The sequence below is a fragment of the Armatimonas sp. genome, assembly GCF_043760365.1.
In the GTDB taxonomy this organism is placed as follows: Bacteria; Armatimonadota; Armatimonadia; order Armatimonadales; family Armatimonadaceae; genus Armatimonas.
Genome location: NZ_JAYUPA010000955.1, coordinates 1 through 7,969, shown reverse-complemented (window position 1 = coordinate 7,969; position 7,969 = coordinate 1). Strand labels below are relative to the sequence as shown.

The following is a 7,969-nucleotide window of genomic DNA, read 5'->3' as shown; positions in this document are numbered from 1 at the left end:
TATCCCCGACTCCGATGCCGCGTGGGCACTCTACAAAGACAAGCCCTGGCCCGAGCCCGCCCGGCGCTACGCCGCGATGGTGACGATGCTCGACCGGCAGGTGGGGGAGCTGATGGCTCTGCTCAAAGGGCTGAAGCTCGATAAAAACACGCTCTTTATGTTCAGTGGCGACAACGGTGGCAACGATTATTTTGTTACCAAAGACGCGCCGCGCGGGGTGCACAGCGCAAATAAAAACCCAAAAACGGGAGTCGAGTTTCGGGGCAATAAGGGCAAGCTCTATGAGGGCGGCTTGCGAATTCCCGCGTTTGCCTGGTGGCCGGGAAAGATTGCGCGGGGCCGCACCAGTGAGCACCTCTGGTACTTTCCCGATGTGTTGCCCACGCTTGCCGAGCTCGGCGGCGCGACCGCTCCCAAAGACACCGATGGTGTCAGCTTTCTGCCGGAGCTACTTGGAAAACCGCAAAAACCGCATGAGTTTCTCTACTGGGAGATCGCAGGACAGACCGCGATCCGGCAGGGCGACTGGAAGGCAATCCAGCCCGGCAAGAGCGCCGTCTGGGAGCTCTACGATCTAAAAAACGATGTGAGCGAGGCGCACAACCGCGCCGAGGATAAGCCCGAGATTCTCGCCCGGCTCCGTGCGCTTGCGGCGCAAGCGCACACGCCCGCCCGCGTTGGCACCTACAGCCGAGCTGACCTGCACGCGCGAGACCGTGCCGCCAAGTTTGGCAATAAACCCATCGAAAAGAACATAAACTGGCCCGTGCCGGGGTTGCTCTCTCGCAAAGATTGGAAGCTGGTGCGGGTAAGCAGTGAGAATGCTGATAACCAGAAGTTCGGGCGTAATGCCCTTGATGACGACCCGAACACGCTCTGGCACACGCAGTTCACCGGTGGCGTGGCTCCCCCACCCCATGAGCTTCTAATTGATCTAGGGGCGCCTCATACCATCACAGCCTTTGTCTGCCTGGCACGTCAGGACGCGAGCTGGAACGGGGCCATTAAAGAGCTTGAGTTCTGTATCAGTGACTCACCGGAGCGCTTGGGAGCGCCCGTGGTTAAAGCGACGCTGACGAAGACCAAAGCGGCGCAGGAGATCAAGTGCCCTCCTACCGGGGAGAGGGTATAGTATCCCAACCCTATAAAGTAAAAGTGTAAAAGAGTAAAGACTCATCCATGAAGATTGCCATTGATCTCGAAGGTACCCTGGTTTCTGAGTACGGCGAGTTTCCCGCAGAGCGTACCCAGGGCCTTGCAAGGCTCTTGTTCTTGTTCTCCCTTCGTCGAGATGCCCGTCGGCTTCTGCAGGATCTGGCACAGGCAGGGCACACGCTCACACTCTACACGGAGCACCCGCTGCGTGTGCCTAAACTGCGGCTCTGGTGCTGGATTCTCAAGCTCCCCTTCCACAATATTGTCACGCAGGAGAGGGCGCTGAAAGTGGCACAAAAGCACCAGATTCGCCAGCGGAAGCGCTTTGAAAAAGACCTGAAGGCACTGGGGCTGACGCACTTTGGGAAGGAGCCCCAGGCTGTCTGGCCGCCGTGTGCAGGCCAGGAGCTGCTTCTGGATGACGATCCCCGGCATATCGAGGCTGCGTGGCGCTCAGGGGTACGCGGCATCCTGGTTACCAACCGCGATGCTGACTGGACCGCCGGTATCCGAGCGGCTTGTCTAGCGGGCGAGAGCGCAGAATCCGTCGCGCTCGTATAAAGCGCCAAAGTCAATGGGGAAGCGCTAGGCGATAATCCCCTTGGCAACAGTGCCCGCCACATCCGTTAAGCGGTAGTTGCGGCCCCCGTAGAAGTAGGTGAGCTTGGTGTGATCCATGCCCAGCAGGTGCAGGATCGTGGCGTGCAGATCGTGGACGTGGCACTTGTCTTTTACCGCGTAGAAGCCATAGTCGTCGGTCTCGCCGTAGCGGAAGCCCGTTTTTACGCCGCCGCCTGCCAGCACCATCGTGAAGCCGTGCGGGTTGTGGTCGCGGCCATCGTCGCCCTGGGCCACGGGAGTACGTCCGAACTCCCCACCGATCACCACCAGCGTGTCTTTGAGGAGCCCACGCGACTTTAGGTCTTTAATCAAGCCCGCAATCGGCTTATCCACCTCGGCGGCGTTGCTCGTGTGGTCTTTTCTCAGATCGCCGTGCTGATCCCATTTATAGGAGTGGGTCACCTGCACAAAGCGGACGCCTTTTTCGGAGAAGCGCCGGGCCAGTAGGCACTGGTGCCCAAAGTTGCGCGTCTTAGGATCATCGAGGCCGTAGAGTTTTTTTGTCGCCTCAGACTCACTCGCGATCTCTTGCAGCTCCGGTGCAGCGAGCTGCATCTTAAAGGCCAGCTCAAAGGAGTTGATCCGCCCCTCCATCGCCGGATCGGGGCCAGAGTGCGCGAGATGCTCCCGCCCCAGTTGTCCGAGAAGCTCCAGCTCCAGCTTCTGCGCCTCGCTGGGCGTCTCGGTGTTCTGGATAAAGGGAATCTTCGCCTGGCCCGCATCAATGCTCGCGTTGCCAATGGGTGTGCCTTGGGTCCAGGCGGGCAAGAACGCCGAGCTCCAGTTGCCGACCCCGCCGTGCGTGAGAGTGGGGCAGATGGTCAGAAAGCCCGGTAGATTTTGATTCTCCGTGCCGAGGCCGTAGGTGATCCACGAGCCCATGCTCGGGCGCACGAACGTGTCGCTGCCGGTGTGCAGCTCCAGCAAGGCCCCACCGTGGCGCGAGTTCGACGCGTGCATGGAGTGGATAAAGCACAGGTCGTCCACACAGCCCCCCAGATGCGGAAAGAGGCTACTCACCTCAATACCGCTCTGGCCGTAGCGTTTGAACTCCCATGGGCTCTTGAGGAGATTTCCTGTCGGACTGGAGACGATGCGTGGGATCGTGCCCGGAAACGGCTTGCCTGAGTCGCGGGTGAGCAGCGGCTTGGGATCAAACGTGTCCACTTGCGACGGCCCGCCGTGCAAAAACACAAAGATCACCCGCTTGGCCTTCGCGGGAAACGGCGGCACTTTGGGCAGGAGCGGGTTGCTGCTGTTGCCTTGAGCCTTTGCCTCTTGATCGAGCAGGCTCAGGAGGGCTAGGTTGCCAAAACCAATCGCACTGCTTTTCAGAAGCGCACGGCGAGAAAATTCAGATCTAATCAACATAGAGAAACTCATTGGCAGCGATTAGGGATTTGCAGAGGCTCTGCCAGGCGCTCAGGCGCGGGTTGGGCGCTTTGGCGTAGGCGGCCTCAAAACGCACCAGGAAGTCGAAGGCGCGGAGAAGCTCGGCGGTTGTGGCCGGGCGTCCGTAGCAGGTAAGGTAGAGCAGGCGCACGCGCTCGGCGTCGTCTAGGTCGGTCTGTTTGAGTAGCGCTTCAGATTGGGCTTTGGTGGCACTGAGAACCACACTACTATTGAGCATGAACAGTGCTTGCGGCGCGACCGTGGTGCTGGGCCGATCACCGTTCATCACCGTCGGGTCGCCAAAATCAAACGCTGTGTAGACATCGTACAGAGCGCTGCGAACCACGGGCAGATAGACGGCGCGGCGGCGACTGTCGTACTTAACCGGGTCGGCGTTGGCGGTGCTGGTGACATACTGCCGGGGCCTAAAATTCAGCAGCGTCCCGCCCATCGTCTTGTCCAGCGTCCCGGCGACGGCCAGAATGCTATCGCGGATCGCCTCGGCTTCTAAGCGATGCCTGGGAAAGCGCCAGAGCAAGTGGTTGTCCGGGTCGAGCGCGGCGGCTTTCGCATCAAATTTCCCGCTCATCAAGTACGTGTTGGTGAGCATCAGCCGCTTATGGAGTTTTTTGAGGCTCCAGCCATCTTCGTTCACAAAGCTGACCGCGAGCCAGTCCAGCAATTCGGGGTGCGTCGGCAAGTCCCCCAGCGTCCCAAAGTTATCTACCGAACCAACTAAGCCGCGCCCGAAGCGCCAGCGCCAGACGCGGTTGACAAAGACCCGCGCCGTGAGCGGGTTCTTCACATCCGTGAGCCACTGCGCCAGCTCCAGCCGCCCGCTACTATTCATCGGCAGTGCGGGCTGGTTCTCCCCTGAGATGGCGGTGGGGAAGCGGCGGAAGCACTCCTCACCCAGCGTGAGATAATTGCCACGCAGGTGCACTTTGAGATTCGTCGGTGTTCCCTCGCTCACGGACATCGCATGCGGCAGATCGGGCTTTGATTTTTCCAGTGCCGTGCGTTCGTCGTCGAGGCGCTTGAGTTCTGCCTGAACGGGCGCGGGGAAGAGGCGGTCGGGCTTGTCAGGCAGCTCCAGCCGCGCTTCCAGACCATTTTTGAGGCGCTCCGCAAGTCCGGCAACCAGCTCGGGAATTAGCCCCGTCTCCGCCGCGACCGCCTCCAGGCTCTGGGTAAGCGGCGCATCGGGCCGGGCGATGAGCAGCAGCTTATCAATATGCGGGAAGTAGCTATCGCGCTCCAGCGTGAGCGTATTGGTTCCGGCTTTCAGCGCAAAAATGCCCTCCGCGAACCACTGCTGGTGCTGCGGATAGAACCCACTCGTCACTTTTCCGGCGGCGTTAGAGGCTACCAGAGTGCCATTCACATAGACCCGCACGGGCCTCGGATCGCCTGAGGCGTAGCGCAGATCGAGCTGGTACGGCCCCGCAGTGGGCACGGGAATCTCGTACTCGGTGCGGTTGGGGTACTTCTCGGCATTTACCAGGACGCCGATCTCTTTGCCAAAGCCGCCTTTGTCTTTATTGACATTTCCCCTGGTGAAGTCCTCGGCCTCGCGCAAAAGCGCTCCAGCAGGCACCGCACCGTTGGGTGTAGAGATCGCGGCGCTTAGGGTCACCGCAGCTTTCTGCGTAGCGAGCAGGCGGCGGGCGGCAGTTTCGTAGGCGGAGGTCTGCGGACGTACCTGCTCAAGGAGAATTTTCTCGGCTGACTCGCGCTTTTTATTGGCATTGTCACGCCGGGTCTTGATCTGCGCCTCAAGTGCGGCAAGCTTTTCCTGGTCCTCTTTGGGGGCCAGTGGGCGCTCGTTCCAATCGGCCATGTTCTTAAAATTAAGCATGGTCTTGGTGGACTTAAAGATGCCTGCCAGCGCGTAGTAGTCTCTGGCCGGGATGGGGTCGAACTTGTGGTCATGGCAGCGTGCACAGCCGATCGTCAGGCCGATAAATGTCTTGCCGAGCGTGTCCACTTGCTCATCTATAATATCGAGCTCCTGCTTTACCGGATCGTCCTCGGCGAGCATCTTAGGGCCAAGTGCCAGATAGCCCGTGGCGATAATGCCCTCGTCGCCCGCCCCGGGCAGTAAATCCCCGGCGAGCTGTTCCTGAAAAAAGCGATTGATGGGCTTGTCCGCATTGATCGCGTTGATCACGTAGTCGCGGTAGCGCCAGGCGTTCGCATAGACTAGGTTTTCGTCTACGCCGTTGGAGTCGGCATAGCGCGCCACATCGAGCCAGTGCCGTCCCCAGCGCTCGCCGTAGGTAGGAGAGGCCAGCAATCTGTCCACCACGCGGGCAAATGCACCGGGCTGTGTGTCGGCCAGAAACGCGTCTATTTCTTGGGGTGTTGGAGGCAAGCCCGTGAGATCAAAGGTCGCGCGGCGGATCAGTGTGCGCCTATCAGCAGGCGGCGCGGGCTTCAGCCCCTTCTCTTCCAGCTTCGCCAGCACGAGAGTATCTAAGGGATTCTGTGCCCACCAGCGTGCCTTGACTTTGGGGAGTGTCGGTGCTACTTTAGGCGGCACAAACGCCCAGAATGCGCCTTTGGGTTTTGTCGGCGATTTTGCCGCGCTTGGCCAAGGCGCCCCGGCGGCGGCCCAGCTTGTGAGTGTGGCTCGTTCCTCGGCAGGCAGCTTGCCCGACGGTGGCATCTTGATGCTTCCTGTGTAGCTCACTGTGGCGATGATTTGCTTCGCTTGTGCGAGCGAGATCGCCTTATCCAGCCTCAAATTGCCGAGCTGCTGATTCGGGCCATGACAAGCCACGCAGCGTGCCAGAAGTGCCGGGCGCACTTTGGACTCAAATGCTTGCGTACTATTAAATGCTTGTGTACTGCTTTGACTCTGGCCGGGAGCGGGCACAGCCAGCGCTCCCAGAATCAGAAGGGGTGTCGCGAGAAGATAGCCTGCTGAGAGAAATTTCATGGTGGTTATAATTATTATAGCCGGTTTAGCCCACAGATTCACCGAAGTTTATCGGTGATCTCCTCAAACTTCAGAGGGTTTTGCAGCGTCGAGTAGTAGCTCTTATCCGGCAGGCGTGGGAAATTCTCCCCGTAGACATGCGTCAGAATCAAGCGAAAGGTGTTGATGGGCGTGAGGTCGTCGGTGAGATATGGTGCGCCGCCGGGGACGAGCACAGCCTGGAAGTTAGAGAACGCCTCGTTTAAGTTCGTGCGCTCGGGGCTCTTCCAGTCGGTCTGCATGCGTGAGCCATGATCGCCCATCAGAACAATTACTGCGGGGCGCGTCTTGTTTTTCTGGAGCGCGTCCATGGCCTCTAGCACCTTCTGATTGATGGCCAAGAGCTGATTGGTGTAGCCCGTACGATAGGCTTTTTCATTGCCTTGCCCGAAATCGGTGGCATCTCCAAGGGAGAACTGCGCCTTGGCGGGATAGATCGCCTCGCCATTGCGGCCCAGCACAAACGGAGGATGCGGTGCGAGAACATGCACAAAGACAAACTTCGGGCCAGGAATGCGTGCGGCATCTGTAATATGCGAAAGGCTCGCCTGAAGCTGTGCACGATGCTTATCGTAGGCAGGGTGATCATTGTAGAGTAGAAAAGCCAAGGGGGTGAGTGAGAGCAAGAGGCGCTCGTAGGGGCTTTTATCGGAGAGCATGGGGCCAGTATCCGTGAGGCGTTGGTCTGCGTTGAGTAGCGCGGTCGGGGGAAAACCGCTGGGCACATCAATGATCTGGTAGCCACGGGTGCGTAGAAGCGCGACCAGCCGATTGTTTTGAATCCAACCCGCGCCTTGCTCCACTCCGCTCGCGCTCGGATTCGACGGCAGATACTCCAGATTTAGCGTGGCGGCCACGGCCAGCACGGTCTGAATGTAGTTTGCGTGGCTCTTGCGCAGCACCCGAAAGCCGCGTGTCTCCAGCGCCTGCAAAAACGGCGTGTTATCCAACCCATAGAGTGCCTGAAGCTGGTCCTGACGGCCATAGGCATCCAGCACAATGCAGTAGAGATCCGGCATCTTAGTATCCGTTTTGCGTTCTGTCTTCGCCATGGGAGAGAGAACAGGGGCTTTGGTCACCGGGAACTCGGTTGAGGCACTAGGCTTGAAAAGCGAGTAGAGCGCCATACTTAGGTAGCTCAGACCCACAGCCCAGATTGGAAGCAGTGCTTTTTTCGTATCGTAGCGCCCCCACAGAACGGCACCGAGCACGCCGCTTAAAAGGAGTAGCCAGCCGACTATCTTTCGTCCTTCCAGCGAGAAATCCAAAAGACCTGGAAAGATGAGGACGAAGATCATCCGCAAGGACATTTCCAGAGGAGGGGCCATCAGCGCGAAAGAAAAGAAGGCGAAGAGAGATATAGAAAGCGCGAGTGGGGCCCGGCCCGGCGTGCGGTGGCTCAGGAGGTAAAACAATCCAAAGAGTATCCCTGACCCAGCCAGCACGAGCAGCAGCGGCCTGAGAAGCTCCTGGGCTTGAATCTCTGCGCGGTTGATCGCGTAGAGTGAGAGCAGAGGGGCCAGTGCAAAACACAGAGGGTGGAAAAAGGAGAGGAAATGCGCAAGACGCTTCACTGATTTTTTGCCTTCAACAAATAGAGAGTGCGCTCGGTGCCGGGTACGGGTGCGCGGCGCAGGCAGGTAAAGTGCGGCTCCAGCGCGGCCTCGAAGCCGGCTTGTGTGTAGCTTGGGAAGATATCGGGGCGGTGTGCCAGCAGGCGCTTAACTTGGGAGTCAGACTTGGGGACGAACTCGACGATCACTTGGCGGCCCGCCTTCGCGAGAAAGGCTAGAATGCGTGGCAGTGGCGTGTTATTGGCCA

Annotated in this window: 5 protein-coding genes and 1 pseudogene; 2 read left to right on the top strand and 4 right to left on the bottom strand. The window is 59.2% G+C overall.

All coding sequences use genetic code 11. The features are described 5' to 3' along the window. Positions 1-1,132, top strand: a 1,132-nt coding sequence (locus ACH2EH_RS24250) for a sulfatase-like hydrolase/transferase (protein ID WP_395145873.1), incomplete at its 5' end; no start/stop codon positions are given. A 47-nt stretch (positions 1,133-1,179) separates the two neighbouring features. Continuing rightward, entirely contained in the window at positions 1,180-1,716 is a 537-nt protein-coding gene (locus ACH2EH_RS24245) for a hypothetical protein (RefSeq protein WP_395145871.1), read from the top strand. Positions 1,717-1,740: 24 nt separating this feature from the next. On the opposite strand, the gene ACH2EH_RS24240 is transcribed toward ACH2EH_RS24245, so the two are convergent. The 4 genes and pseudogenes from ACH2EH_RS24240 to ACH2EH_RS24225 form a co-directional block, all read right to left on the bottom strand. Beyond that, entirely contained in the window at positions 1,741-3,147 is a 1,407-nt protein-coding gene (locus ACH2EH_RS24240; RefSeq protein ID WP_395145869.1) for a DUF1501 domain-containing protein, read from the bottom strand. Further along, positions 3,137-6,109 (bottom strand): DUF1553 domain-containing protein, encoded by a 2,973-nt coding sequence (locus tag ACH2EH_RS24235; protein ID WP_395145867.1) that lies wholly within the window; start codon positions 6,107-6,109, stop codon positions 3,137-3,139. Before ACH2EH_RS24235 ends, ACH2EH_RS24240 begins: the two co-directional genes overlap by 11 nt. Before the next feature lie 38 nt (positions 6,110-6,147). Next, positions 6,148-7,722 (bottom strand): sulfatase-like hydrolase/transferase, encoded by a 1,575-nt coding sequence (locus ACH2EH_RS24230; RefSeq protein WP_395145865.1) that lies wholly within the window; start codon positions 7,720-7,722, stop codon positions 6,148-6,150. Continuing rightward, a pseudogene (locus ACH2EH_RS24225) lies at positions 7,719-7,969 on the bottom strand (SAM-dependent methyltransferase); the annotation flags it as partial. The gene ACH2EH_RS24230 and the pseudogene ACH2EH_RS24225, both read right to left, overlap by 4 nt.

Excerpts from the sequence above, each read along its gene's own strand:
- ACH2EH_RS24235 (WP_395145867.1), bottom strand. The coding sequence starts at position 6,109 with ATGAAATTTCTCTCAGCAGGCTATCTTCTCGCGACACCCCTTCTGATT.
- ACH2EH_RS24245 (WP_395145871.1), top strand. The coding sequence starts at position 1,180 with ATGAAGATTGCCATTGATCTCGAAGGTACCCTGGTTTCTGAGTACGGC.
- ACH2EH_RS24240 (WP_395145869.1), bottom strand. The coding sequence starts at position 3,147 with ATGTTGATTAGATCTGAATTTTCTCGCCGTGCGCTTCTGAAAAGCAGT.